The 23864-nt window shown below is 60.6% G+C and carries 24 protein-coding genes and 1 pseudogene; 12 read left to right on the top strand and 13 right to left on the bottom strand.

Features of this window, described 5'->3' with window-relative positions; all coding sequences use genetic code 11:
- Window positions 1-52: 52 nt before the first annotated feature.
- Together paaK and QD409_RS01860 are read left to right on the top strand one after the other, a co-directional pair.
- Window positions 53-1363, top strand: a complete 1311-nt coding sequence (gene paaK / locus QD409_RS01865) for a phenylacetate--CoA ligase PaaK (RefSeq protein WP_430761741.1) — start codon at window positions 53-55, stop codon at window positions 1361-1363.
- A gap of 192 nt (window positions 1364-1555) precedes the next feature.
- Window positions 1556-2152, top strand: a complete 597-nt coding sequence (locus tag QD409_RS01860; protein ID WP_092843979.1) for a TetR/AcrR family transcriptional regulator — start codon at window positions 1556-1558, stop codon at window positions 2150-2152.
- Window positions 2153-2204: 52 nt separating this feature from the next.
- On the opposite strand, the gene QD409_RS01855 is transcribed toward QD409_RS01860, so the two are convergent.
- The 13 genes and pseudogenes from QD409_RS01855 to QD409_RS01795 all read right to left on the bottom strand — a co-directional run bounded on the left by QD409_RS01855 (window position 2205) and on the right by QD409_RS01795 (window position 12778).
- Complete coding sequence (locus QD409_RS01855; RefSeq protein ID WP_430761740.1) at window positions 2205-2819, bottom strand: transferase hexapeptide repeat family protein; 615 nt, start codon at window positions 2817-2819, stop codon at window positions 2205-2207.
- Window positions 2820-2876: 57 nt separating this feature from the next.
- The gene (paaZ, locus tag QD409_RS01850; protein WP_430761739.1) at window positions 2877-4934 is read right to left on the bottom strand and encodes a phenylacetic acid degradation bifunctional protein PaaZ; all 2058 of its coding nucleotides are present in this window, start codon (window positions 4932-4934) and stop codon (window positions 2877-2879) included.
- An 18-nt stretch (window positions 4935-4952) separates the two neighbouring features.
- On the bottom strand, window positions 4953-5711 hold the full coding sequence (locus QD409_RS01845) for a Phenylacetic acid catabolic protein (RefSeq protein WP_430761738.1): 759 nt from the start codon (window positions 5709-5711) through the stop codon (window positions 4953-4955).
- 55 nt (window positions 5712-5766) lie between these two features.
- Window positions 5767-6843, bottom strand: coding sequence for a 1,2-phenylacetyl-CoA epoxidase subunit PaaE (paaE, locus tag QD409_RS01840; protein WP_430761737.1), 1077 nt, complete (start codon window positions 6841-6843; stop codon window positions 5767-5769).
- A gap of 30 nt (window positions 6844-6873) precedes the next feature.
- Window positions 6874-7389 carry a 1,2-phenylacetyl-CoA epoxidase subunit PaaD gene (gene paaD, locus QD409_RS01835; protein WP_430761736.1) on the bottom strand — a complete coding sequence of 172 codons (516 nt, stop codon included), beginning with the start codon at window positions 7387-7389 and terminating at the stop codon, window positions 6874-6876.
- A gap of 11 nt (window positions 7390-7400) precedes the next feature.
- Window positions 7401-8180, bottom strand: a complete 780-nt coding sequence (paaC, locus tag QD409_RS01830) for a 1,2-phenylacetyl-CoA epoxidase subunit PaaC (RefSeq protein ID WP_430761735.1) — start codon at window positions 8178-8180, stop codon at window positions 7401-7403.
- A complete protein-coding gene (gene paaB, locus QD409_RS01825) occupies window positions 8180-8464 on the bottom strand; it encodes a 1,2-phenylacetyl-CoA epoxidase subunit PaaB (protein WP_004111284.1) in 285 nt (94 codons plus the stop codon). Before paaB ends, paaC begins: the two co-directional genes overlap by 1 nt.
- Window positions 8465-8499: 35 nt before the next feature.
- Complete coding sequence (gene paaA / locus QD409_RS01820) at window positions 8500-9501, bottom strand: 1,2-phenylacetyl-CoA epoxidase subunit PaaA (protein WP_430761734.1); 1002 nt, start codon at window positions 9499-9501, stop codon at window positions 8500-8502.
- Between the two features lie 26 nt (window positions 9502-9527).
- Window positions 9528-9680 carry a hypothetical protein gene (locus QD409_RS01815; protein WP_430761878.1) on the bottom strand — a complete coding sequence of 51 codons (153 nt, stop codon included), beginning with the start codon at window positions 9678-9680 and terminating at the stop codon, window positions 9528-9530.
- Window positions 9638-9946, bottom strand: a pseudogene (locus QD409_RS01810) (3-oxoadipyl-CoA thiolase); the annotation flags it as partial. The gene QD409_RS01815 and the pseudogene QD409_RS01810, both read right to left, overlap by 43 nt.
- A gap of 362 nt (window positions 9947-10308) precedes the next feature.
- The gene (paaX, locus tag QD409_RS01805) at window positions 10309-11202 is read right to left on the bottom strand and encodes a phenylacetic acid degradation operon negative regulatory protein PaaX (RefSeq protein ID WP_430761733.1); all 894 of its coding nucleotides are present in this window, start codon (window positions 11200-11202) and stop codon (window positions 10309-10311) included.
- Window positions 11203-11535: 333 nt separating this feature from the next.
- Entirely contained in the window at window positions 11536-12441 is a 906-nt protein-coding gene (locus QD409_RS01800; protein WP_430761732.1) for a LysR substrate-binding domain-containing protein, read from the bottom strand.
- Window positions 12442-12577: 136 nt separating this feature from the next.
- Window positions 12578-12778, bottom strand: a complete 201-nt coding sequence (locus QD409_RS01795) for a hypothetical protein (protein ID WP_430761882.1) — start codon at window positions 12776-12778, stop codon at window positions 12578-12580.
- Between QD409_RS01795 and QD409_RS01790 the strand changes: the two genes are divergently transcribed.
- From QD409_RS01790 to QD409_RS01745, 10 genes are all read left to right on the top strand, one after another.
- The gene (locus tag QD409_RS01790) at window positions 12758-13945 is read left to right on the top strand and encodes an FAD-binding oxidoreductase (protein ID WP_430761877.1); all 1188 of its coding nucleotides are present in this window, start codon (window positions 12758-12760) and stop codon (window positions 13943-13945) included. The two genes, QD409_RS01795 and QD409_RS01790, sit on opposite strands and share 21 nt — an antisense overlap.
- Before the next feature lie 675 nt (window positions 13946-14620).
- Window positions 14621-15787 (top strand): GGDEF domain-containing protein, encoded by a 1167-nt coding sequence (locus QD409_RS01785; RefSeq protein WP_430761731.1) that lies wholly within the window; start codon window positions 14621-14623, stop codon window positions 15785-15787.
- 96 nt (window positions 15788-15883) lie between these two features.
- Window positions 15884-16276, top strand: coding sequence for a hypothetical protein (locus QD409_RS01780; RefSeq protein WP_430761730.1), 393 nt, complete (start codon window positions 15884-15886; stop codon window positions 16274-16276).
- Window positions 16277-16369: 93 nt separating this feature from the next.
- Entirely contained in the window at window positions 16370-16597 is a 228-nt protein-coding gene (locus QD409_RS01775) for a hypothetical protein (protein WP_430761729.1), read from the top strand.
- On the top strand, window positions 16594-18039 hold the full coding sequence (locus QD409_RS01770; protein WP_430761728.1) for a TolC family protein: 1446 nt from the start codon (window positions 16594-16596) through the stop codon (window positions 18037-18039). The genes QD409_RS01775 and QD409_RS01770 overlap by 4 nt, the downstream gene beginning before the upstream one ends.
- 13 nt (window positions 18040-18052) lie before the next feature.
- Window positions 18053-19399 carry a multicopper oxidase family protein gene (locus QD409_RS01765; protein ID WP_430761727.1) on the top strand — a complete coding sequence of 449 codons (1347 nt, stop codon included), beginning with the start codon at window positions 18053-18055 and terminating at the stop codon, window positions 19397-19399.
- A 35-nt stretch (window positions 19400-19434) separates the two neighbouring features.
- Complete coding sequence (locus tag QD409_RS01760) at window positions 19435-19914, top strand: cupredoxin domain-containing protein (RefSeq protein WP_430761726.1); 480 nt, start codon at window positions 19435-19437, stop codon at window positions 19912-19914.
- Window positions 19915-19940: 26 nt separating this feature from the next.
- A complete protein-coding gene (locus QD409_RS01755) occupies window positions 19941-20225 on the top strand; it encodes a copper-binding protein (RefSeq protein WP_430761725.1) in 285 nt (94 codons plus the stop codon).
- Between the two features lie 400 nt (window positions 20226-20625).
- Complete coding sequence (locus tag QD409_RS01750; RefSeq protein WP_430761876.1) at window positions 20626-21858, top strand: HlyD family secretion protein; 1233 nt, start codon at window positions 20626-20628, stop codon at window positions 21856-21858.
- Window positions 21840-23834: a glycosyltransferase gene (locus QD409_RS01745; protein WP_430761724.1), complete on the top strand. Its 1995-nt coding sequence runs from the start codon at window positions 21840-21842 to the stop codon at window positions 23832-23834. Before QD409_RS01750 ends, QD409_RS01745 begins: the two co-directional genes overlap by 19 nt.
- The last annotated feature ends 30 nt before the right edge of the window (window positions 23835-23864 follow it).

Raw genomic sequence — 23864 nt, 5'->3', positions numbered from 1 at the left:
CATTTTGGTGCGGTCCCCAGTCTCGTTCATTTGGATTTCGGAGGAGAAATACATGGAAAGTCTAGTCCCCCGCCCCGGCGATCTCGAGCCGATCGAAACCGCCTCGCGCGACGAACTCGCCGGCCTGCAGCTGGAGCGGATGAAATGGTCCCTCAACCACGCCTACGAGAACTCGCCCTTCTATCGCTCCCGGTTTGACGAAGCAGGCGTGCATCCCTCCGACCTGAAGACGCTGGGCGATCTCGCCAAATTCCCCTTCACGACCAAGCAGGACCTGCGCGACACCTACCCCTTCGGCATGTTCGCCGTGCCTCGCGAAAAGCTCTGCCGCATACACGGCTCGTCGGGTACCACCGGCAAGCCGACTGTCGTCGGCTATACGAAGAAGGATATCGACACCTGGGCGACGGTGGTTGCGCGTTCGATCCGCGCTGGCGGCGGCAGGCCCGGCGATATGGTACATGTGGCCTACGGCTACGGCCTCTTCACCGGCGGCCTCGGCGCGCATTACGGTGCCGAAAAGCTCGGCTGCACAGTGGTGCCGATCTCCGGCGGCATGACCGAGCGTCAGGTCACGCTGATACAGGACTTCAAACCGCGCATCATCATGGTCACGCCCTCCTACATGCTGTCGATCCTCGACGAGTTCCGCCGTCAGGGCATCGACCCGCGCTCAAGCTCGCTCGCGATCGGCATCTTCGGCGCCGAGCCTTGGACGAATGCGATGCGCGAGGAGATCGAACAGGCCTTCGACATGCACGCCGTTGATATTTACGGGCTCTCCGAAGTGATGGGGCCTGGCGTCGCCAGCGAATGCGTGGAGACTAAGGACGGACTGCACATCTGGGAGGATCATTTTTATCCCGAGATCGTCGATCCGGTTACGGGCGAAGTGCTGCCCGACGGCGAGATGGGCGAGCTGGTCTTCACCACGCTGACCAAGGAAGGCCTGCCCATCATCCGCTACCGCACTCGCGACCTGACCCGCTTGCTGCCGGGAAGCGCCCGCAGCATGCGGCGAATGGAAAAGGTCACCGGCCGCTCCGACGACATGATGATTCTCCGCGGCGTCAACGTTTTCCCGACGCAGATCGAGGAGCAGATCCTGAAATGTCGCGGACTTGCTCCCCATTTCCAGATCGAGCTTTCCCGCTCCGGCCGTATGGACAATATGACAGTGCATGTGGAATGCACGCCGGAAGCAGCCGATGAAGCGGCGCGCGCCGGCTCTGCCAGGGAGCTCGCGCACCACATCAAAAGCGTCGTTGGCGTCAGTACCAGGATCGAGGTGCAGACACCCGGCACAGTCGCGCGATCCGAGGGCAAGGCAAAGCGGGTGGTCGACAACCGCCCCAAGGAATGAGGGGATCATAGCGGTCCCTTACGACGGACGTCTCCACGAAAGCCGTCCATTGCATCACAGGGTGCGCAGGTTCATGGCTTGCGCACCTGCTCGGGCTGACGAATGATTCGAAGCCGAGCGATTCCCCCGGCGATCGACGCCGGCTTTTTGCCCTCACGGGCAGGGAGAAACGAAAAGACGATAAGGACGAGTATGGCACGCACACGCGCAATCGACTTTGAGGAAAAACAGCGGGGCATCCTGTCGAGCGCTGCCGCGGTCTTCGCCGAGATAGGTATGGAAAAGGCCTCGATGGCGATGATCGCCTCGCGCAGTAACGTCTCGAAGGCTCTGCTCTATCACTACTATCCGAGCAAGGATGCGCTGATCTTCGACATCATCCGCACCCATCTGGTCGAACTCGATTCCGCCATTGAAGCCGCCGACCAGCCGGATGCGGAGCCTGAAAAGCGGCTGAGGCTCCTTGTGCGGCAGATGCTCGAAAGCTACCGCGACGCGGACGACCACCACAAGGTTCAGCTTAACGCCAGCGGTACGCTTTCCGCCGAGCAGATTACCGAGATCCAGTCGATCGAGCGGCGGATCGTCAAACGCTTTTCAAACATCATCCGCGACATCAATCCCGACCTAAGCCGGGAGCGGCCGCTTCTCATGCCTGTCACCATGTCTCTCTTCGGCATGATGAACTGGGTTTATATGTGGTTCCGGCCGGACGGCCCGATCAGCCGCGACGAATATGCTGACATCGCAACGACGTTGGTGCTCGAAGGGGTTAAGGCGGTCAGGTAAATCCATTTTTTCCGGCAGTCTCCCAAGGCGAGACCTTGCCCATTGCCGCCCCTCAATCCCCAAGCTTCAGCCGCGCCAGGATCAGCGGATCATATTGAGGCGCGCGAACGCGCTGGCGGTTGGGCTCGGGCGCCGCGAGCGGTTCTGCCGGCCGCAGCTTGTCTTTGGCTTCAAGCGCCAGGCGTTGGTAGACGCCGGTGCCTTGGCGCTTCCAGGCGATTTCCTTTTCGCTGAGTTCGCGCAGGACGCGGGCGGGGGAACCCACCGCGAGGCTGTTTGGGGGAATTTCCACCCCGGCCTTGACGAAGGCCATGGCGGCGACGATCGAATTTTCGCCGATAATCGCCTCGTCCATGACCACGGCATTCATGCCAACCATGGCGTTGCGGCCGATCTTGCAGCCGTGCAGCACGGCTCCGTGTCCAATATGGCCCTCTTCGCCGATGACCACCTCGAGATCGGGAAAGCTGTGGACTACGCAGGTCTCCTGCACGTTGGAGCCGGCGCCCAAGACAATGCGGCCGAAGTCGCCGCGCAGGACCGCCGCCGGGCCAACATAGCAGCCGGCACCGACGATCACGTCGCCGATCACCACCGCCGCCGGGTGCACGAAGGCCTCCGGATCGATCACCGGCACGATGCCGTCATAAGCGTAGATCTGGGCCATGTCTTTCCTCCGATCGGCTCTCGCGGCCGCAGGGGCGCGGCCGGGAACCGTTGATGTTTACCCTCGGGTCTTCGCCACCATGGTCAACACATCGTACTGCGCCACCGTCTCGCCCTTCTGGTTGCTGACGCGGCAATCCCAGCGCACCTCGCCGTGGTCGGCGTTTTCGCGCGGGTTGATCTCCTTGGCTGTAAGCCGCACCTTCAGGGCATCGCCCGGATAGACCGGGGTGAGGAAGCGCAAGCTGTCGACGCCATAGTTGGCAAGCACCGGACCCGGCGCCGGGTCGACGAAGAGGCCGGCGGCGAAGGAGGCGATGAGGTAGCCATGCGCCACTCGTCCGTCGAAGAAGGGATTGGCGCGGGCCGCCGCCTCATCCATGTGGGCATAGAAGGTATCGCCGGTGAAGTGGGCGAAATGCTCGATGTCTTCGAGTGTCACGGTGCGCTCGGCCGTCTCCAGCTGGTCGCCGATCTTGAGTTCCGCGAGTGATTTGCGGAACGGGTGCTCGCCGTGAGTGTTGGCCGGCGCGCCGGCCACCCATCGGCCGGTGACGGCGGAAAGCAGCGCGGGCGCGCCCTGGACGGCCGTGCGCTGCATGTAGTGCTTGACGCTGCGCATGCCGCCGAGTTCTTCGCCACCACCGGCGCGGCCCGGACCGCCATGGACGAGACCCGGCAGCGGCGAGCCGTGACCGGTCGAAGTTTTGGCGCTGACGCGGTTGCCAATCAGTACGCGACCGTGGAACGGCGCCATGCCGACGACGACGTCCTCCGCAAAACGCGGGTCGTTGGTGAAGACCGAGGCAACGAGGCTTCCCCTGCCGCGCTTGGCAAGCTCAACAGCCTCTTCAACCGTGTCGTACGGCATGACGGTGCTGACTGGGCCGAAAGCCTCGACATCGTGGACGGCGCGCGCCGAGGCGGGCTTGTCGCAATAGAACAGCACTGGATTGAGGAAGGCGCCGGCTTCTGCATCGCCGGAGACGACACGCGGATTACCGGGATCACCTGCGACGATCTCGGCGTCGGCGGATAGGTCGCGAATACGGGCGCGCACTTCCTCGCGCTGGTCGAGGCTGGCGAGCGGGCCCATGCGCACACCTTCTTCGGCAGGGTTGCCGAGCGCAGTCTTGGCGAGCCGATCGCCAAGTGCTGCGACCAGCGCGTCGGTATAGGGGCGCGGCGCGATGACTCGACGGATGGCGGTGCACTTCTGCCCGGCCTTCGCGGTCATTTCACGGGCGACCTCCTTGACGAAGAGGTCGAACTCCTCCGTGCCGGGCGCTGCGTCGAGACCGAGCACGGCAGCGTTGAGACTGTCGGCCTCCATGGTGAAGCGGACGGAATTTGCGACGATCGCCGGATGGGTCTTCAGCCGCCGGCCGGTCGCAGCCGAGCCGGTGAAGGTGACGACGTCCTGATCGCCGACATGGTCTAGCAGATCGCCGACAGAACCGCAGATGAGCTGTACCGCGCCTTCCGGCAGGATGCCTGTCCCGACCATCCGCCTGACCATCAATTCCGTGAGGTAAGCGGTCTGGCTGGCGGGTTTGACGATCGCCGGCAGACCGGCGATCAGCGTCGGCGCAATCTTTTCGAGCATGCCCCAGCAGGGAAAGTTGAAGGCGTTGATATGGACGGCGACGCCTTCGAGCGGCGTGAGGATGTGCTGGGCGGAAAAGCTGTTGTCCTTGGACAGCAGCTCCACGTCGCCGTCTGTCAGCACGCGGGTGTTCGGCAGCTCGCGACGGGCCTTGGAGGCGTAGGAAAGCAGCGTGCCGATGCCACCCTCGATGTCGATCCAGCTGTCGGCGCGGGTGGCGCCTGTCGCATAGGACAGTGCGTAGAATTCCTCCTTTTGCTCCATGAGCGCCAGGCCGAGGGCCTTCAGCATGGCGGCGCGCTCGTGGAAGGACATGCGGCGGAGCGCAGCTCCCGCCTTGTCGCGGCCGTAGGCGAGCGCCGCCTTGAAGTCGAGGCCGGTGGAATCGATCAGCGCGACCGGGGCGCCGGTCGCCGCGTCGAGCAGCGGCACGCCTTCCTTCGCGCCGGCCGCCCAGCTACCGCAGACATAGCTTTCGAGCCGACGTGGCGCCTGTACGTTGATGGTCATCTCGTGGTCCTTCCTATGTCAGTTCAGCGGCAGGGCGGAAAGCGCGCTTTCGACGGCGCCTTCCCACTGCGCAAGCAATGTCTCGTTGGGCGTATGACGCAGGCCGAAACGGGAGAGCGTCTCGTAGCGGACCGAGCCAGCCAGACCGAAGCTTGCCGCGACGCGCGGGCGCCAATAGGCGAGCGAGGCAGCGATTTCGGCGCGGCCTTCCGGAGTTTCCGCAATGCGCTCCAAGCCGACGAGCGCCAGTTCGGTATGGCGCGCCTCGCGCGGCAGGATGATGCGGAAGACGTCGGCGAGCGGCTGATAGGAGACGCGCGACAACTCGTTGAGCTGGATGACGGAGGCCTTGCCCATCAAGAGGTTCATGACCACAGCGTCCGCCCACCCGGCGAGCGGATAGTGGAAGACGGAAAGCCGCATGTCGCCTTCGCGTCGTGCCGCGCCGATATCGGCGTCGCGAGCGACGCGCGCCGCCCAGGGATGATGGTTGGCATAGCGGCGCGTATCGACACCGAAGGAACCCATCACCTCCAGCACCCGGCCGGCATGATCGGTCTTTTCCAGCACGATGCGGGCGGCCGAAATGCGTTCCTTGATGCCCGGCGCATCATTGATGATATCGGCAAAGCCGGCGGCACCCGCAAGCTCGCTATCGACGAAGCTCGCCATCAGCCTCAAGAGTTCGCCGCGATAACGCGCCGGCACATTATCAGGCGAGGTCAGCATGCCTCCTTGCGCCAGATAGTCTTCGATCGGCATCACATCATCGGACATTGCATCTCTCCCAATTCTCTCTTCCCTTCTTCGCGGCCGCAAGAAGAGGACGTACTTACTGGTCGTAGCTCACCACGATTCGGTCAGTCAGCGGGTAGCACTGGCAGGTGAGCACATAGCCCTGTCGCACCTCGTAATCCTCGAGCGCGTGGTTGACCTCCATTTCCACCTCGCCTTCCAGCACCTTGGCGCGACAGGTAGAGCAGACGCCAGCCTTGCAGGCGTAGGGCGCGTCCATCGAGTTTTCGAGCGCGGCGTCAAGCAGGCTTTGACCATGCTTCGGAAAGGTAAAGCCGCGGGTCGCGCCGTCGAGGGTGACGGTCGCATGGCAGGTGGCGTCGCGGTCGGCACCGGCTACGCTTTCGGCCTTACGCTGCGCCCGGCCAGGCTGAGAAGACGCGAACAACTCGAACTTGATCTGCCCGTCGGAAAGGCCATGGTCGCGCAGTGCCGCCGCAATCGCCAGCATCATCGGCTCGGGGCCGCAGATGAAGGCGGTATCGACGGACTTCAGGTCGATCCAGTGCGAGAAGAGGCCTTCGCATTTTTCGGCATCGATACGGCCGGTGAAGAGGTCGATATCCTGCGCTTCGCTTTCAAGCACATGGATGATTGAGAAGCGTCCGAGATAAATGTTCTTCAGGTCATCCAACTCTTCGCGGAACATGATCGAGCTGATCTGACGGTTGGCATAGACGAGGGTGAAGCGCGAGCGCGGTTCGCGGGCGAGCACGGTCTTGATAATCGAGAGCACCGGCGTAATGCCGCTGCCGCCGGCAAAGCCGAGATAGTGCTTTGCCTTCTCCGGCTCCAGCGCGGTGAAGAAGGCGCCCATCGGCGGCATCGCCTCAAGCGTGTCGCCGATCTTCAGCTCTTCGTTCGCCCAGGTTGAGAAGCAGCCGCCGTCGACGCGCTTGATGCCGACGCGCAGGAAGCCTTCATCGCGGCCGGCGCAGATCGAATAGGAGCGGCGCAGCTCCTCACCCTCAAAGGCTCGCCGGAAGGTCAGGTACTGGCCTTGCGTGAAGTCGAAGGCGGCGCGGTCCTCCTCGCTCGGAACGAGGGTAACCACCACGGCGTCGCGGGTCTCGCGGCGGACATCGGCGACTTGAAGGGAATGGAAACGTGCCACGATTTAGGGCCTCATTTATTGCGGCATCGCTCAGATGCACTTGAAATAGTCGAAGGGTTCCAGGCACTCCGCGCAGCGATAGCTCGCCTTGCAGGGCGTCGATCCGAACTGGCTGATCTTCTCCGTCCGCGTCGAACCGCAGCGCGGACATTCGATCGTCAGGTTCGAGCGGCCGGCGAGCCGGTCGATACGCTTCATCAGGGTCCCGTCAGCGGCGGTGCCGTCGACCGGTGGGGCAATCCCGTAGACCTTGAGCTTGTCGCGGCCCTCTGCACTGATCCAGTCGGTGGTCCAGGCAGGTGACAATTGCCGTTCGAGCCGGACCTTGACCACACCGCGCGCGGCAAGGGCTGCCTCGATGTCGAGGTTGATGATGGCGGTCGCCGGGCAGCCCGAATAGGTCGGCGTCACCGTCACCACCAGCGTCCCGCCATCCCACCGCACGTTGCGGATGATACCGAGATCGGTGAGCGAAATGATCGGGATCTCCGGGTCGGAGACCTCGGCCAGCCATTGCCATACGGTTTCCGTCGAAGGCTGCGCCATGATCCTCCCCCCTACCAGGTCGCGCCCGGATAGGCGCGTTGCAGGAACTGCATCTCGGTGAGGATGAAGCCCAGATGCTCGGAGTGCACGCCACGCTTGCCGCCCTTGTGCATGTAGCCACCGGCCGGCTTCTTCAGCGTGGCTTCAGCAAGCGCCTCGGCAACGATTTCGTCCCAGCCGGCCTTCAGGCTTTCCGGCTGCGGCGCAACGCCCGCCGCCGCAAGGGCGGCATCGCCCGCGTCGCCGATGAACATTTCGCCCGTATAAGCCCATAGCCCGTCGAGGGCTGCCTGCATGCGGCGGTGGCTTTCGTCGGTGCCGTCGCCGAGGCGGATCACCAGGTCGCGGCTGCGCTCCAGATGGTAAGCCACCTCTTTCGAGACCTTTTCAGCGATCTCCGCGATGCGCCGGTCGGTCGAGCCCTTGAGGGCATTCAGCATCTGCAAATGCCAGGCGTCGAACAGGAACTGACGCATCAGCGTCTGGCCTATGTCGCCGTTCGGGCGCTCGACGAGCAGCAGATTACGAAAATCGAAGCCGTCGCGCAGAAATGCGAGATCGTCGGCGCTTCGGCCCTTGCCTTCAATTTCTGCAGCAAGGCCGAGCCAAAGCTGCGTCTGGCCGATCAGGTCAAGCGCTACGTTGGCGAGCGCGATATCCTCCTCCAATGCAGGCCCGTGGCCGCACCATTCGGAGACGCGGTGGCCGAGGATGAGGGCATTGTCTCCCATTCTCGTCAGGAACTCGGTGAGTACCACCTTGTCGACGGCCGTGTCGGTCGCTGTCTCCATCACATGTGCCCCACTTCGTCTGGAATGTCGAAGAAGGTCGGGTGACGGTAGACCTTGGAGTTCGACGGCTCGAACAGCGGGCCCTTGTCCGACGGCGCGCTGGCGGCGATATCCGAAGAGCGCACGACCCAGATGCTGACGCCCTCATTGCGGCGGACATAAACGTCGCGGGCATTGTTGATGGCCATCTCGGCATCCGGCGCGTGCAGGCTGCCGACGTGGCGGTGGTTGAGGCCGTGCTGGCCGCGGATGAAAACTTCCCAGAGGGGCCATTCGCTCGACATGAATTCTCTCCCTTGAAACTGTGACTGCTTGCCGCTCATTCCGCCGGCATCCGGGCGGCACGCCGCGCGTCCGCCTTCTCGGCGTGAGCGACCAGCGCGTCACGGAACCAGGCGCCTTCGTCCCAGGCGGACTTGCGGGCGTTCAACCGCTCGGCATTGCATGGGCCGTTGCCGGCAATAACGTCGAAGAATTCGCTCCAGTCCGGCTCACCGAAATCATAGCCGCCCTTATTCTCATTCCATTTGAGGTCCGGATCGGGAACGGTGAGACCGAGATATTCGGCCTGCGGCACGGTCTGGTCGACAAACTTCTGGCGCAGCTCGTCATTGGAGTTCTGCTTGATCTTCCAGGCCATCGACTGGGCCGAATGGACCGAAGCGTCGTCCGAAGGGCCAAACATCATCAGCGACGGCCACCACCAGCGGTTCAGCGCATCCTGGACCATCGCCTTCTGCTGAGGCGTGCCCTTCACCATCTTCATCAGGATGTCGAAACCCTGGCGCTGGTGAAAACTTTCCTCCTTGCAGATGCGCACCATGGCCCGCGCATAGGGGCCATACGAACAGCGCTGCAGCGGTACCTGGTTCATGATCGCCGCACCATCAACCAGCCAGCCGATCGCGCCGATATCCGCCCAAGTGAGCGTCGGATAGTTGAAGATCGAGGAATATTTCGCCTTGCCGGAATGGAGCTGGCCGTACATCTCGTCGCGGCTGATGCCGAGCGTTTCGGCGGCGCAGTAGAGATAGAGGCCGTGGCCCGCTTCGTCCTGTACCTTGGCGAGCAGAATCGCCTTTCTCTCCAGTGTCGGAGCACGCGTGATCCAGTTGCCTTCGGGCAGCTGGCCGACAATTTCGGAATGGGCGTGCTGGCTGATCTGGCGTACCAGCGTCTTGCGGTAGCCTTCCGGCATCCATTCCTTCGGTTCGATCTTCTGGCCGGCGTCGATGCGCTCCTGGAAGTCGCGCTCGACGGGTTCCATCTCGTCGAGGCTGCGGACGCGGGCGGTGTCGGTCTTCACCATCTGTGCGTACATGGTTCTATCCTTCTGCTTTCGCGCGATCAGACGCGCTCGAGAATGATGGCGATGCCCTGGCCGACGCCGATGCACATGGTACATAGCGCATAGCGTCCGCCCTGGCGGTGAAGCTGATAGGTGGCAGTGGTGACGAGGCGCGCGCCGCCATGCCGACAGCGTCCATGCCGGAGCCGCAGAGGCGTTTGACGGTGGTACCCGGGATCGAGACCGGCATGCCGGACAGCAGCACGGCCGTGCGTGCGACATTGCGATTGTCTTCGCCGGCCTGGTTGGCGCAGCCGTAGATGACATCCTCGACCTTCGCCCAGTCGACGTCCGAATTGCGCTTGGGGAGATGGGCGAGCGGGACGGCGGCCAGATCGTCGGCGCGCGCCGAAGCGAGCGCTCGGCCATAACGGCCGATCGGCGTTCTCACCGCATCGCAGATGAAAGCTTCGGACATGCATTTCCTCCCGCTGCATCGCCGCATTCGGCCGGAAATAAATTAACCGACCGATCGGTCATGTATTTACCACCGGAAACATCACAGCGCAACGCTATTCTTTGAATTTTATGTAATGTTTTGCAGAGTGGCTATATTCCGATTTTAACACAGAGGCGCTCGGCGAGCGATCTCCGGTCGAAAATGACCAACAGGTGCGAGACAATCTGCCTGCACGCTGGCTTGAGGATGAGGGATGGGGGAACCCTGCAATTCGGGTCTTTTCCTCTGCCCATCGTCAGAAGGGTGCGCCCACTCTTAAAGTCCTCGAGCCGCGCCTTCAGCCGGCCCCTTTCTGCGGATGAGCAAGGCGATCGGGTGAACTAGGCTGAGGCTCGGAACCCGAGCATCTCGGCTCGGCGCCGCGTATCATCACTCTCTTCGGCGAGCGGTCCCGAGGCGGTGACGAATTGGTTGGCAACATGCCGGTCGGCAGTGGGAGAAAGCGCGAGATAGAGTTCGGCGAAAAGGCGGCGAGCGGCGTCGCCCGGCCAATCCGCCGGCAGGGCGGCGGCCGGCAGCCGAGGGTCGCGGAGCGCGATGGCACGGAACTGATGCACGAGCAGGAGCCGTGCTGAAAGGGCGGTCTCAGCATCGATGGGCAGGCCAGCGGCGAAAGTTTCCGCGACAGGCGTAAAGCGGGATAGGAAGGCGCGATAGGCTTCCGCATGCGGGGCGAGATCCCAATGATCGGCGGCAAACGCGGTAAGCTCCACCTCGCCTTGCGCCACGTCGGCGCGAAAGACGAGCGCCGGGACGACGCCAGGCAGCGACCGCCTCGGCCCGACCGCAAGCCTTGGCCCGAGGCGCGCCATTCCCACGCGCTCCAGCGCCTGCATTTCTTCTTCGAGGTTGACGCCCGCCGGGCGCACAAACTGCCACCCTTCGGCCTGCTCGTGCCTGAAGAGCACGGCGGCGGCGGCGCTGAATTCCGCGCGGGCGGCCGGGGAAAGACGATAATAGCTCCGCCGCCCCTCGCGCTCGCCGAGGAGTTGGCCGGCCGAGACGAGGCGTGACACGGCGGTGCGCACCAGCGTCTCGCTGATGCCGACACCGGCGCAGGTCTCGATGAGATTGCCGATCCAGACCACGCCGCCGCGCGGCTCGACGATGTCGCCGTAGATGGTGACGATAAAGCTCGCCGCCGTCGGCGGCCGCTCGACGACAATCCGCTTAACGAGTTCGCAGATGTCCTCTTTCGCCGCCTCAACCGCCATTCTGCTCATCCTTTCGACTTGCCCTCCGCTTTCCGCATAGCACACTTCGTCCGGCCGTCCAGCGCTGTCGTGAGCCAGAGACCGCGGAGCTCGCTTCTCACGCCTCCGCCGCTCGACAGTATCGAAGTGGTCATCGAACATTCCAAACCAAATTGCTCGTCGCTCCAGCCGGCTTGCTGAGCGGTCTTTGAGGCGGCGTCGGTGACGTTTCCGGAATTGGCAGTTGCGTCCCTGACCAAGCAGCGTGCTCAAACGAGCTCTGACACGAAGTGGGAGCATCCGTGGACCCGTAATCGGCGCCTATCGCCAGCGCAGATCCTGCCGGACAAGCGCTCAACCGATCGCCCGTAGCCAAGCCGAGAAAGTTTCGATGTCCGGTGCACGTGACGTGTGCGCCATCGCAACGAGGTAGAAGCCGTAGCCGGGCAACGAGAGCGGATGCGCCTTCACCAGCACTCCACTCCTCAGTTCATTGCTGACGACCACGTCGCTGCAGATCGCAATCCCCTGGCCCGCCACGACGGCATCGATCGCATGCAGTTCCTCACGAAAGCTCAGATCCCACGCTTTGTCCGTTTCCAGGCTTGGATCAATCGAACGCGCCGTGGTCAGCCATTGTCGCCAAGTCGGAGCGCCAGGATCCCGGTTCATCCAGTCAAAATGGATCAGCGGAAAACGCAGGAGATCGGCAACGCGTTGGATTGACCGTCCATCGTTCGCCAGCAAGCGAGGACTGCAAACCGGAAAGAACGTGTCGCGAAAGACCTCTTGCGCAACGAAGTCCTGTGGCGGCCTGCGCGCATAGCGGATCGCAACATCGGCGGCGCCGGCCCGCAGATCGAGCACCGCATCGGTCCCGATGATCTCCAATGGGACGGTCGGATTTTCCTCCCGCCATTTCGACAGGCGCGGGACGAGCCATCGACTTGCAAATGCATTCGGGCTCGTAATCCGCAACGGCGCCCGGGCATCGGGTTCGGCAACCGCGGCGATTGCGCCAGCGAGCACATCAAAGCCATTGCGCAGCCCTGGAAACAGCCGTGCACCGGCTTTCGTCAGCAAGAGAGGTCGCGGCCGGCGCTGAAACAGCTGGTAACCACAGGTCTCCTCCAGCAACCGGATCTGGTGGCTGATCGCAGTCGACGTCACCCCAAGCTCGGCCGCGGCGAGCTTGAAGCTGCCATGCCTGGCCGCAGCCTCGAAGGCGTGCAGCGAGCGTAGGGGCGGAAGGTTCCTCATGCCGCCAATCTAGATGAATTTCTCTCATCCAGCACCTGAGATCTTTGGCTTTGCTGCAAGTTACAGACAGTGAGACGATATTCACACTCGATAGGAGGCGACATCCATGAATGTAGAGCAGCCGGCTAACACTTCCTTAGGCGCAGCCCATTCGTCCGCCGCAACCATTGAGCAGCTGCGGCAAGGCCTCCGCGGCGACCTGGTGTTGCCGGCGGACCCCACCTATGACCAGGCGCGCCGAGTCTGGAATGGCGCGATCGACAAGCGGCCTGCCGCGATCGTCTTTTGCGCCGACACCGACGATGTCATCAAGGCGGTGACCTTTGCGCGCGTGCACGGCCTCCTTATCGCCGTTCGAAGCGGCGGTCACAATGTCGCGGGCCTGTCCTTGTGCGACGATGGCATCGTGATCGATCTGTCGCGCATGAAAGGAATGCAGGTCGACCCCGAGCGCCGCATAGCCCGGGCCGAGGCGGGGCTCAATCTGGGCGAGTTCGACAGGGCCACGCAGGCTCATGGCCTGGCAACGACGATGGGCGTCAACAGCGACACCGGCATCGCCGGGCTCACCCTCGGCGGTGGGTTCGGCAAGCTCGGGCGCAAACATGGCCTGACCTGCGACAACCTCGTCGCCGCCGAAATCGTGACCGCGGACGGCACGCTGCTGAGGACGAGCGCCTCCGAGCACCCCGACCTGTTCTGGGGACTGCGGGGCGGCGGCGGCAATTTCGGCATCGTGACGGCTTTCGAATATCGGCTTCATCCCGTCGGCCCGGCACTGCTTGTCGGCTCGGTCCTTCACCGTTACGACCATGCCCGCAGCGCGATGAAGTTCTATCATGAGTTCTCCCGCAAGGCGCCCGATGAACTGAGCGTCGACGCAGCACTTGTAGCAACACCGTCGGGTGACCGATTCTTCAGCATCTCAGCGTGCTATGTCGGACCGCAGGGGGCAGGCGAGCCGATCCTCGCTCCGCTCATGAAGTTCGGCTCGCCGGTCGAAAGCAGCCTCGCCGCGCGGCCTTATCTTCAGATCCAATCGGGCGGCGATGCGCTTTTTCCGCGCGGGCGCCGCTACTATTGGAAAGCCCAGTTCCTCAACCATATCGGCGATGGCATCATCGATGCGCTCCTCGACACCTATGCAAAGGCGCCGTCGCATGCATCGCTGCTGGTCTTTCAGCAGGTCGGTGGCGCAATCGCCCGAACCTTAAAATCGGATTCGCCGTATGTGAACCGCGACGCCCTCTACGACTGCTTCCCGATTGCCATTTGGGATGCTCCCGCCGACGATGAAGCCAATATGCGTTGGGCCCGCGAGCTGTGGAGCGCCGTCAGGCCATATTCGACAGGCGGCGTTTATGCCAACAACCTGGGCGACGAGGGCGAGGACCGGGTGCGCGACGCCTATGGTGAAAACTATGCGCGCCTTGTCACACTCAAAAACAAATACGATGCAACAAATCTCTTCCGCCTGAACCAGAACATCAAGCCAACGGTTTAATTCGTGGTGTTGCCGAAGCCGAGATTCGCAGCCGCTGGAGCATTCTTGCCGGCTTGCAATCGTTGCTGGCGTGATGGCGATATATCGCTTCTTCGCTGCAGCCAGTGCGGGGAATTGTCGCGAAGGCGTCAGCACCTCATGAGCCTAAATGCCTTGCACGCGGATCCTGGCATCTGTGCAGCGATCGACGCTGCCGAAAGGGTCTTTATCCGAGACTTTAAATAGTCTCTTCGGCGGTTATCCTATCCTCGAGCGCGCGGCATTGACGCTCGCGGTGAGATTTTTGATAACGGATGGTCAACCGCTCGCTTTCTACCGATGTAGATCAGGCCAACACCGTCAGAGACGGACAACAGCGGTAACTACCTTCATCAAGTCGAAAGGCACTGCCTGGATTACTGGACATCCCATTTCCCTTTCCGTTTGCGTGTTCCTTTAAAGCTCGACCCGCAGACATACCGGCAATATTGATAGGGGCGAGTTCGCGTCTTCGCAAAGCGTCGAACAAAGACATGTCTGTCTCATCAGGAGTGAACGGGTCCAGTGCGCGAATTGAATACATTGATGCGGTGATTTGCGATTTGGGCAAAAATTCCCGATCGATGCCGTTATTCGCAAAATATTCAGCGTTTTCCGCTAGGGCAATCGCAATGAACGGTCATGCGGTGATACTTGATGATCAATGAATTGGATATGCCGACGGTGCTCTTCCTGCAGAAGACATCTTATATCGCAGGCGCCTTAACCTTAGGCTACTTACGGCTCACTTCGACGGAAAGCCGTGGCGTCGGACTTCTCGCAGCGAGTTTTGTCGTTCTGGCTGTGGCTTCGACCTTAGCCGGGCATGCCGAAACTCATCCTGCGCTTTACGGCCCCCTGAGCCTGATGAGCATTGTCCTTGCCGTGCTTGGGTATTCCCTGCTTGGCTTAGCATTTGTCCTGATCAGCAACCCTGCTAGAAAAATCAATATCGGGCTTGCGCTGCTACCCGCCGCGTTAACGTTGGCGGCAGGCGTTGTCACGGCATTCCATCTAAACAACACCTATCGGGCGTCCGCCTTCAATTTTCTTGCTTGCCTGACAATGGCCGCCACCGCGTTCGTTGTCTTCATGGATGCGCATCGGGAGCCGCTTCCGATCCGCAAGTTGGTCGCGGCAATACTTGCCGCCTACAGTCTCCTGTCGCTGACCATGGCGTTGGAGTTTTCCTTGAACTCGTTCGCTCTGCTCGACGTGGCAAGCGGCTTTTTCCTGATGATCCTGTCCAAGTTCGTGCTCGCGATTGCCATCGTAATTTTCATCAGCGAGCGGCAGCATATTAAGATCAGGCATCTGGCGGAACGCGACGCTCTCACGGGCCTCTATAACCGCCGCTTCTTTAACGAAAATGTCTCCAAGCAGCTGCGAAATGGCGATGCCATTCTTTACCTCGATATCGATCATTTCAAACAGTTGAACGATCGTTGGGGTCATGCCGCCGGCGACGAAGTCCTCGCGAAAATGGCACAGGCGGTGCAGTCGATGTTGCCACCGTCCGCTCTGTTCGGGCGCCAGGGAGGAGAGGAGTTCATTATTTTCCTTCCGTCTGGAGCTGGAGATCCATTGCTCCTGGCGGAGCGGGTGCGCAACGCAGTGTCAGAAATACGGTACCTTCGCCTCGGCCCCGATGTCAGTGTGACAGCGAGCATTGGTATCGCACGGGCGAGCAATGACCGTTCATCCCTTCTGGAGCTATGCAGGGAGGCCGACCGAGGCCTTTATCTGGCAAAGGCGGCTGGACGAAACCGAGTTTGCGACACCGATACCGACTATATTCCCGAAAGCTATCTGCGATCGGGATAAACAGCGTTGTCACGTTGTTTGGCGTTAATGGAGCGGCGCGAATCTTGGATTCATATTGCCCTTGAAAAGGGCCAGGTTTGATTGTAGCTGCTGTACATGGGCAAAATCTATCGAATCGCACTGAGCAAATTGCTCCTTCTTGTGCGGCTGGCGATCATCGTATCGCTGGCAGGATATACCTTGTCCAACGCGAATGCCGCCATGCACGGTTCGGCATTTCCCGAAGTCCGCGCTGCGGGGCAGATGGTTCACGGCGATCATCAAGCCATGCAGGAGCAAGTCGCCGATAATCATCACGATGATGCGTCCGGATTGGTGAAAGATAAGATCGCCAAGCAGGAATGCTGCAAGGATTTCTGTATCGGCTACGGCATCATCTGCAATGGCTATGATGTCGGCGGATTTGCTGTGTCGTCCATTCGCCAGTTTGTCGACGATCAGCGCGCGCTCGGCGAAAAACCCAATTTCGATCGTCCCCCGAATATCTGAATAGGATTCGCCCGCATCTGACGGGTTCGCATGGCCTTTGCCGGGATTTTTCCCGCAACTGCCATTGGCAATCTCCTATTCGGATTTCTAAAGATGAGACCTTCCATAGTCGTGGTGGGGCTGCCCTTGTTCGTCGGCGGCTGCGCATCCACTTTTCCTCCTGACGTTGTCCCGTCATCGGATGTCGCACAGACGCGTTCTGTCGCTCCCTTCCAATACAATCCCCCCAACTCGGGCTACATCCCGCGCAAGCCTATCGATCCCAAGCCCTGGCGCCAGCAGAACGACCAGCAGTCTCCAGCCAAGGGAGATGCGTCATGAGCTCGATTCGAACGCTTGCGGTGGTTGCCGTATTTCCAATCATTCTCGGCGGCTGTGTCAGTGGTGCCGAATATGCCGGGAAGGACGCCGGCTTCTCCACCGTGTCGACTTCGACCAGATCGGCGATGGCGAAGAATGCCGTCTGGGTTCAAAACCAGCAGCAGGCAAAGGCGCTATCCGCGCAGACCAAAGCTCTCCTTTCTCGCGAGAAGAGCCTGGATGTCGATACTGCGGTCCAGATCGCGCTCCTCAACAACAAGGGCCTTCAGGCCGCCTATGCCGATCTCGGCGACAGCGCGGCGGATGCCTGGCAGACGACCATGCTGCTCAATCCGACGGCCTCCGTTGGCCTGAAAGGTATCGGCACGCCCGAGCTTGAAGCATTCAAGACAATCGAGGGAGCGCTCACAGCCAATATCCTCGCGCTCATGACCAAGAAACGCGATGTCGCACTCGCCGACACGCGTTTCCGGCAGGCACAGCTCAATGCCGCGATCGAGACGCTGCGTCTGGCCGCCGATACCCGCCGCGCCTGGATCACGGCCGTTGCGGCCGACGAGAACGTTGCCCAGCTCCAGCGTGCGCAGGCAGCCGCCGATGCCGCCTCGGAACTGGCGGAGAAGCTGGGAGAAACCGGAGCAATGGCGAAGGGTTCGCAGGCTCGCGAGCATGCGTTCGCGGCCGAACTTGCCGGAGAAGCGGCCAAGTCGCGGCTGGCAGCCCGGCTCGCCAAGGAGGAACTGACCCGGCTGCTCGGGCTTTGGGGGCCGGACATGAACTATCGGATACCGAACCGCCTGCCGCCTCTGCCGAAGACGATCGCAAAGCGCGACACCGTCGAGGCGGATGCGCTTCGCAACCGGATCGATCTGAAGGTTGCGAGACTGGAGCTGGAGGCGTCCGCCCAATCCTACGGCCTGACGGAAGCCACCCGCTATGTCACCGACCTGGAGCTCACGACCGGACTCGAGGCCGAGCGCAGCCGCGAGGATGGGGCCAAGAAGGTCGACTTCACAGGATCGGCCGATATCGGCTTTGCCATTCCCATTTTCGACAGTGGCAAGGCCCGCATGCGGAAGGCGGAGCTGGCCTATATGCGCTCGGCCAATCGACTTGCGGAAAAGGCCGTGAACGTCCGCTCCGAGGCGAGATCGGCCTATGAGGCCTACCGCTCAAGCCTCGATATTGCCCGTCACTATCGCAACAATGTCGTGCCGCTGCGCAGCAAGGTCGAGGAGCAATCGCTCCTGACCTACAACGGCATGATCACCAACACTTTCGAGCTGCTCACCGACACGCGCGAGACGATCAACGCCCTCGTGCAGTCCGTCAACGCCAAGCGCGACTTCTGGCTCGCGGAAGCCAATCTCGCTCCTGCCATCTATGGCGGCGGCTCCTCCCCCGGTCCCTCCGAAACCGCAGCCGCCGGCTCCGGCGAGTAGAAAGGATATCTCAATGTTCAACAGAAGACAGTTCTTCGGAGCGGGAGCAGTCATGCTTGCGGCTGGCGCATGGACCAAAACGTCAGCCATGGGATTGCCCGAGGCTCCCTCAATGGCGTCGGCAGACATGCAGCCACCCATTCATCCCTCATCCGGGCCGGATTACCAGCCGGTCGTAACACTCAACGGCTGGACCCTGCCCCACCGCATGAACAACGGTGTTAAGGAGTTCCATCTTGTCGCCGAGCCGGTGGAGCGCGAGATGGCCAACGGCATGACGGCCTATCTCTGGGGCTACAACGGCCAATCGCCCGGCCCGACGATCGAAGCGGTGGAAGGCGACCGGGTGCGCATCTTCGTCACGAACAAGCTGCCGGAGCATACGACCGTCCACTGGCATGGCATGATCCTTCCATCGGGCATGGATGGCGTCGGCGGCCTGACGCAGCCGCACATCCCGGTCGGCAAGACCTTCGTCTACGAGTTCGATCTCGTGAAGTCGGGCACCTTCATGTACCACCCGCATTCGGACGAGATGGTGCAGATGGCGATGGGCATGATGGGCTTCTTCGTCGTCCATCCGAAGGACCCGAAATTCATGCGGGTCGACCGCGACTTCGTCTTCCTCCTCAACGCCTACGACATCGATCCCGGCTCCTATGTGCCGCGCGTTATGGAAATGACCGACTTCAACATGTGGTGCTGGAACAGCCGCGTCTTTCCCGACATCACGCCACTTGTCGTCTCGAAGAATGACCGCGTGCGCGTGCGCGTCGGCAACCTGACGATGACCAATCATCCGATCCATATGCACGGCTACGACTTCGAAGTGACCTGCACCGATGGCGGCTGGGTCAGGCCTGAGGTGCGCTGGCCGGAGGTCAGCATCGATATCCCCGTCGGTGCCATGCGGGCCTATGAATTCGACGCCAAATACGAGGGCGACTGGGCGATCCATTGCCACAAGTCGCATCACACGATGAACGCCATGGGACATGACATTCCGACCTTCATCGGCGCCGACAAATCCAAGCTCGCCGCCAAGATCCGCAAGCTTCAGCCTGATTACATGCCCATGGGCACCAAGGGCATGGCCGATATGGGCGAAATGGAAATGCCCATACCCGAGAACACCGTTCCCATGATGACCGGATGGGGTCCGCATGGCCCGATCGAAATGGGCGGCATGTTCTCGGTCGTGAAGGTCCGCGAGGGTATCTCCGCGGACGATTACTCCGATCCGGGTTGGTACGAAAACCCGCCAGGAACGCAGGCCTGGGAATGGACCGGTGACATGCCGGAGCAGACTAGAGCGAAGGATGCCAACACCCAGATTACTTCGAAGCCGACCAAACAATGACAACCAGACATCTATCAACTGCAAAGGATTTCAAAATGAAGAAACTCGCAATCGCACTCTTGCTCGCAACGCTTGCCGGCCCCGCTTTCGCATCGGGAAGCCATGCCGGGGGCCATGACGAAAAGCTCGCCGTCGGTGAACCTGGCGACAAGGCCAAGGCGACGCAGACAATCCGTGTGACCATGAAGGAAACCGAAGACGGCAGGATGCTTTTTCAACCGGCCGTCATCAAGGTCCGCAAAGGGCAGACGGTAAAGATCGCGCTCAAGAACGCCGGCCAGAGCGACCATGAATTCGTACTCGATCGAGAAGACAAGATCCTCGAGCACAAGGCTGTCATGGCGAAGTTTCCGGAAATGGAACATGCCGACGCCAACTCGATCCGGCTCGCCGCCGGTCAATCCGGCGAGATCGTCTGGAAGTTCAGCAACGACGGCGAGTTCAAATTCGCCTGCCTCATTCCCGGTCACTACGAGGCGGGCATGCATGGCGACGTGTCCGTGGCCACCAACTGAAGCCTTGAAGAACAGGAGAAACCAGCATGAAGAATCTCGTTAGAATTGCCCTTATCGCCACCTTGACTATCGGCGCTGCCGCCAGCGTCCAAGCCCAGGAATTCACCAAGGGCGTGGTCAACAAGATCGATGCCAAGACGAGCAAGGTCACGATCAAGCACGAGGAACTGAAAAACCTCGGAATGCCGGCAATGACGATGGTGTTCACCGTCGAAGATCCGGCCATCCGCACCAAGCTGAAGGAGGGTGCCAACATCGAATTTGTCGCCGAGCGCGTAAATGGCAAGCTGACCGTCACGCAGGTGAAATAGTTAGTGGAGGCCGGGCTCTTCGGACCCGGCCTCCATTGCCCTGCTTGAGGGCTCGGCCGTCGCGGCAATATTGGCGCGAAATCATCTCTTCTCGCGCAGCGTGATTACTCGGCATCCTCGGTCATTCAATCCTGAGCAATTTAAGGCGACGCTTCCGTAGAGAATGCTGCGCATGGCGGAGGTCGAACCGACCAGTCACAAGGCGGAACTCCCAACAAGTCTTCGGCGGACGAAGCGACCATTAATGGGGCACCACTATCTCGTTCATTAATACAAGCTCGCTGTCACCACTTGCCTGCTAAATTTCACCGCGCTAAATTACGCAAGACTTAGTTGTATTTTTGCCGACTCTAGGTCGACGGCCCTGACCACCGCTAACCCGATACTCTTGAATAATGACATGATTTGGAATCATCGCATTACTCGTGTCACCGTCGGCCTGCTGCTGCTGGCGCTCGCAATTGTGGTCTCCTTGCCAGCGATCACCGGCTATACAAGCCGTGATGGTACCGTCAACGCACGCCTGGCTCTCGTCAATGCTCCTATCGACGGCGTCATTTCAGGTGAGCCGGCCAAAGTTGGCGTTCCCGTCAAAGCCGGCCAGAATCTCGTTGAAATCAGCAATCCGCGTGTGAACCGCGCGGTGCTGGCTTCACTAGAAGCAGAGCGCAATACCGCCCACGATCGAGTTACGGCCCTGAAGAAGGAACGTGACGAACTCTCGCAACTTCGCGAACAATTGGGCAATCGCCTGGAAATCTTCAAACAGGCCACGATTTCGAATCTTGAGCGCGAAGTTGAGATCCTCCGAAAGAGGGTCGAGGTCTCACAGGCGCAGGATCTCGCCGCACAGGTGGATCTCGACCGCCGGAAGGAACTCGAATCCAAGGGTATTCTCACCCAAAGGATGGTCGATGCAGCACGCGCCACTGGCGCGGCAACCGGCGGTGAGGTCGAAGTCAGCAATCTGACCGTCGATCAATTGCAGCAGCGGCTGAATGCGGTTCGACAGGGTATCTTTGTTTTCGGAGACGGACAGAATGACGTCCCCTACTCCCGCCAGCGCCAGGACGAAGTCATCGTCCACATCAGCGACCTGAACTCACGCATAGCCGAGAATGAAACGCGGGCGACGGAGGTCGAAAAGCAACTGACAGAAGAAGGCATCCGTGTCAGCAGCCTCGAATCCGCGACGGCAACAGCGCCATTTGACGGTGTTGTTTGGAGCCGGAATATCGTGAACGGCTCCAATGTCGTGCTCAATAACGAGTTGATGCGAATTCTGGACTGCCGGGAGCTGTTCGTCGACATCCTTGTCCCCGAAGTCGATTATGACGAAATCTATCCGGGGCTGGCCGCTCAAGTTCGGCTTCTTGGGCGCAGCGATGTCTTCCAGGGCACGGTCGTTTCCGCAAAGGGCAGTTCGGCAGCCACGGAAACCGATTCATTTGCGGCGAGCTTGCCGGTTTCATCACAACGCAATGCCCACATCCGGGTTCGTCTCGAACCTTCCTTCATGAACGGTGACTTCGAGAATTTCTGCCAGGTGGGCCGGACAGTCCAGGTCAGGTTTCCTTGGCATGGATTAGGCTTTTCGAATTGGGTCAAGAACCTGTGGTTCAGTATCTTCTAGCCCTCGCTCCGACCTTTCTCGTGATGGCCTTCTTTCTCCTGGGGCCATTCAATTGGTCGCGCCATCATAGCTGGACTAGGACGATCACCTGCGGGTTCGTCGCAGCTGTCGCATTGCGCTACTTGCTTTGGCGTCTCACGCAAACCGTTCTTCCCTACCCTTATGACGGGGCTAATTTCTATTGGGTCTGGCTCGTTTTTATCGTCGAGATATTAGCCTTCACAGACGTCGTACTTTTCCTTGTGCTCATGAGCCGCTACGTCAATCGGAGCGTTGAGACGGACGTGCTGGGCAGCGTCTTTTTTTCACGTGACGAGCGCGAACTACCGACGGTTGACGTCTTCATTCCCACCTATAATGAGCCGCTCGACGTTCTGGAACGAACAATCGTCGGCGCTCTATCGCTCGATTACCCCGCGGACAAACTCAAAGTCTATGTCCTCGACGACCAGCGCCGCGATTGGCTCAAAACCTTTTGCGAACAGAAAAACGCGATTCATGTTACGCGCAGCAACAACGCGCACGCTAAAGCCGGCAACATGAATAATGGCCTGCTCGTCAGCTCCGGTGAATTCGTTGCCGTCTTCGATGCCGATTTCGTACCCTACCGGCACTTTCTTCGTCGGACATTGCCCTTCTTTTCCGATGAAAGCATCGGCATCGTCCAGACGCCCCAGCATTTTTTCAATGCCGACCCGGTGCAGACGAATCTGGGGCTTGAGAACATCTGGCCGGACGAACAGCGCCTGTTCTTCGACGAAATCGCGCCAAGCCGCGATGGGTGGGATGTCAGTTTTTGCTGCGGTTCATGTTCGATCGCCCGCCGCAAGGCAATCGACGCGATCGGCGGCTTTCCAACGGAGTCCATCACGGAGGACCTCCTGACAACCCTCTCCATGCTCAACAGGGGCTACAAGACGCGTTATTTGAATGAACGTCTGTCGATGGGGCTCGCAGCGGAAAATCTGACCGGCTATTTCGTTCAGCGCGAGCGCTGGTGCCAGGGAGGCATTCAGACGCTTTATTTGCACAACGGCCCGCTGCGCGGCCCAGGGCTTTCCCTTTTTCAGCGCATCATGTTCCTGCCGGCTTCATGGTTGGTGCAGTATCTGGTCCGCTTGATGATCCTGCTCATCCCGATCGCTTATCTCTGGTTCGGACTACTGCCGCTCTATTTCACGGATATTGCCGACTACGTCTCCTATCAAGTGCCGTTGCTCGCAGCCTATTTCCTGCTCATGCTATGGATAACGCCAACACGATACTTGCCGATAATCTCCAGTGCCGTCGGAACGTTCGCGACCTTCCGAATGCTGCCGACCGTCGTGTCGAGCGTGATAAGGCCATTCGGCAAGCCCTTTAGGGTGACGCCGAAAGGCAGCAGCAACCAAGCAAATCAATTCGACGGGTATACGCTTGCCTGGATCGCAACCTTGATCACGATCACCGCCCTCGGGCTGCTGATCGATATCGTCCCTGAAACCACGCAAATTCAGGCCCAATTTTCGCCGATCGCGGCATTTTGGGCAGGCATCAATATTATCGTGTTGGTCATCGCGTCGCTAATTTGCTTTGAGAAACCCCAGCGATTGTTTCACGCGTTCAAATTGGACGAGCCAGCCGTTGTGGACGATGTTCCCGGCCAGCTAGTCAGCCTGGCACTCGATAAGGCAGTGGTCGCTGTCCCGTTCGATACGCGCTTCGAGTCAAAATTGGTCTCCCTTCACCTTAAGGGCTTTGCGCCTTTCAAAACCGAGTTGAGGCAGGTCACACAGCGGCGCAGAAGCATCAGCCGGGGCGGCGACAGGCAAGCGTACTACCTCCACCTTCACTTTGAGCTTGACGGCACTATTCGAGACGAAATGATCGTGAAGCTCTACACCGGAGAATATTCGCAGGACATTCACGACATCGACAAGGTCGCAGTATCAGTCAATCTTCTGCTGCGCTCCTTCGGCCGAACACGCACATTCTAACCGAGACATCGAACATCGCCCGGTGCTGGC

It is taken from the genome of Rhizobium sp. BR 315 (assembly GCF_050577975.1).
GTDB classification, from domain to species: Bacteria; Pseudomonadota; Alphaproteobacteria; order Rhizobiales; family Rhizobiaceae; genus Rhizobium; species Rhizobium miluonense.
Note: the sequence above shows the minus strand (reverse complement) of the source record. Positions and strands in the feature narration are given on the sequence as shown.

What these genes read in the sequence shown, in the direction of transcription:
- QD409_RS01765 (WP_430761727.1), top strand. Translation starts at nt 18,053, where the DNA reads ATGTTCAACAGAAGACAGTTCTTCGGAGCGGGAGCAGTCATGCTTGCG.
- QD409_RS01750 (WP_430761876.1), top strand. Translation starts at nt 20,626, where the DNA reads ATGATTTGGAATCATCGCATTACTCGTGTCACCGTCGGCCTGCTGCTG.
- QD409_RS01855 (WP_430761740.1), bottom strand. Translation starts at nt 2,819, where the DNA reads ATGGCCCAGATCTACGCTTATGACGGCATCGTGCCGGTGATCGATCCG.
- QD409_RS01760 (WP_430761726.1), top strand. Translation starts at nt 19,435, where the DNA reads ATGAAGAAACTCGCAATCGCACTCTTGCTCGCAACGCTTGCCGGCCCC.
- QD409_RS01755 (WP_430761725.1), top strand. Translation starts at nt 19,941, where the DNA reads ATGAAGAATCTCGTTAGAATTGCCCTTATCGCCACCTTGACTATCGGC.
- paaX (WP_430761733.1), bottom strand. Translation starts at nt 11,202, where the DNA reads ATGGCGGTTGAGGCGGCGAAAGAGGACATCTGCGAACTCGTTAAGCGG.
- QD409_RS01770 (WP_430761728.1), top strand. Translation starts at nt 16,594, where the DNA reads ATGAGCTCGATTCGAACGCTTGCGGTGGTTGCCGTATTTCCAATCATT.
- QD409_RS01845 (WP_430761738.1), bottom strand. Translation starts at nt 5,711, where the DNA reads ATGTCCGATGATGTGATGCCGATCGAAGACTATCTGGCGCAAGGAGGC.
- QD409_RS01785 (WP_430761731.1), top strand. Translation starts at nt 14,621, where the DNA reads ATGATCAATGAATTGGATATGCCGACGGTGCTCTTCCTGCAGAAGACA.
- paaB (WP_004111284.1), bottom strand. Translation starts at nt 8,464, where the DNA reads ATGTCGAGCGAATGGCCCCTCTGGGAAGTTTTCATCCGCGGCCAGCAC.
- QD409_RS01780 (WP_430761730.1), top strand. Translation starts at nt 15,884, where the DNA reads ATGGGCAAAATCTATCGAATCGCACTGAGCAAATTGCTCCTTCTTGTG.
- QD409_RS01775 (WP_430761729.1), top strand. Translation starts at nt 16,370, where the DNA reads ATGAGACCTTCCATAGTCGTGGTGGGGCTGCCCTTGTTCGTCGGCGGC.
- QD409_RS01800 (WP_430761732.1), bottom strand. Translation starts at nt 12,441, where the DNA reads ATGAGGAACCTTCCGCCCCTACGCTCGCTGCACGCCTTCGAGGCTGCG.
- paaA (WP_430761734.1), bottom strand. Translation starts at nt 9,501, where the DNA reads ATGTACGCACAGATGGTGAAGACCGACACCGCCCGCGTCCGCAGCCTC.
- paaZ (WP_430761739.1), bottom strand. Translation starts at nt 4,934, where the DNA reads ATGACCATCAACGTACAGGCGCCACGTCGGCTCGAAAGCTATGTCTGC.
- paaC (WP_430761735.1), bottom strand. Translation starts at nt 8,180, where the DNA reads ATGGAGACAGCGACCGACACGGCCGTCGACAAGGTGGTACTCACCGAG.
- paaK (WP_430761741.1), top strand. Translation starts at nt 53, where the DNA reads ATGGAAAGTCTAGTCCCCCGCCCCGGCGATCTCGAGCCGATCGAAACC.
- QD409_RS01860 (WP_092843979.1), top strand. Translation starts at nt 1,556, where the DNA reads ATGGCACGCACACGCGCAATCGACTTTGAGGAAAAACAGCGGGGCATC.
- paaD (WP_430761736.1), bottom strand. Translation starts at nt 7,389, where the DNA reads ATGGCGCAGCCTTCGACGGAAACCGTATGGCAATGGCTGGCCGAGGTC.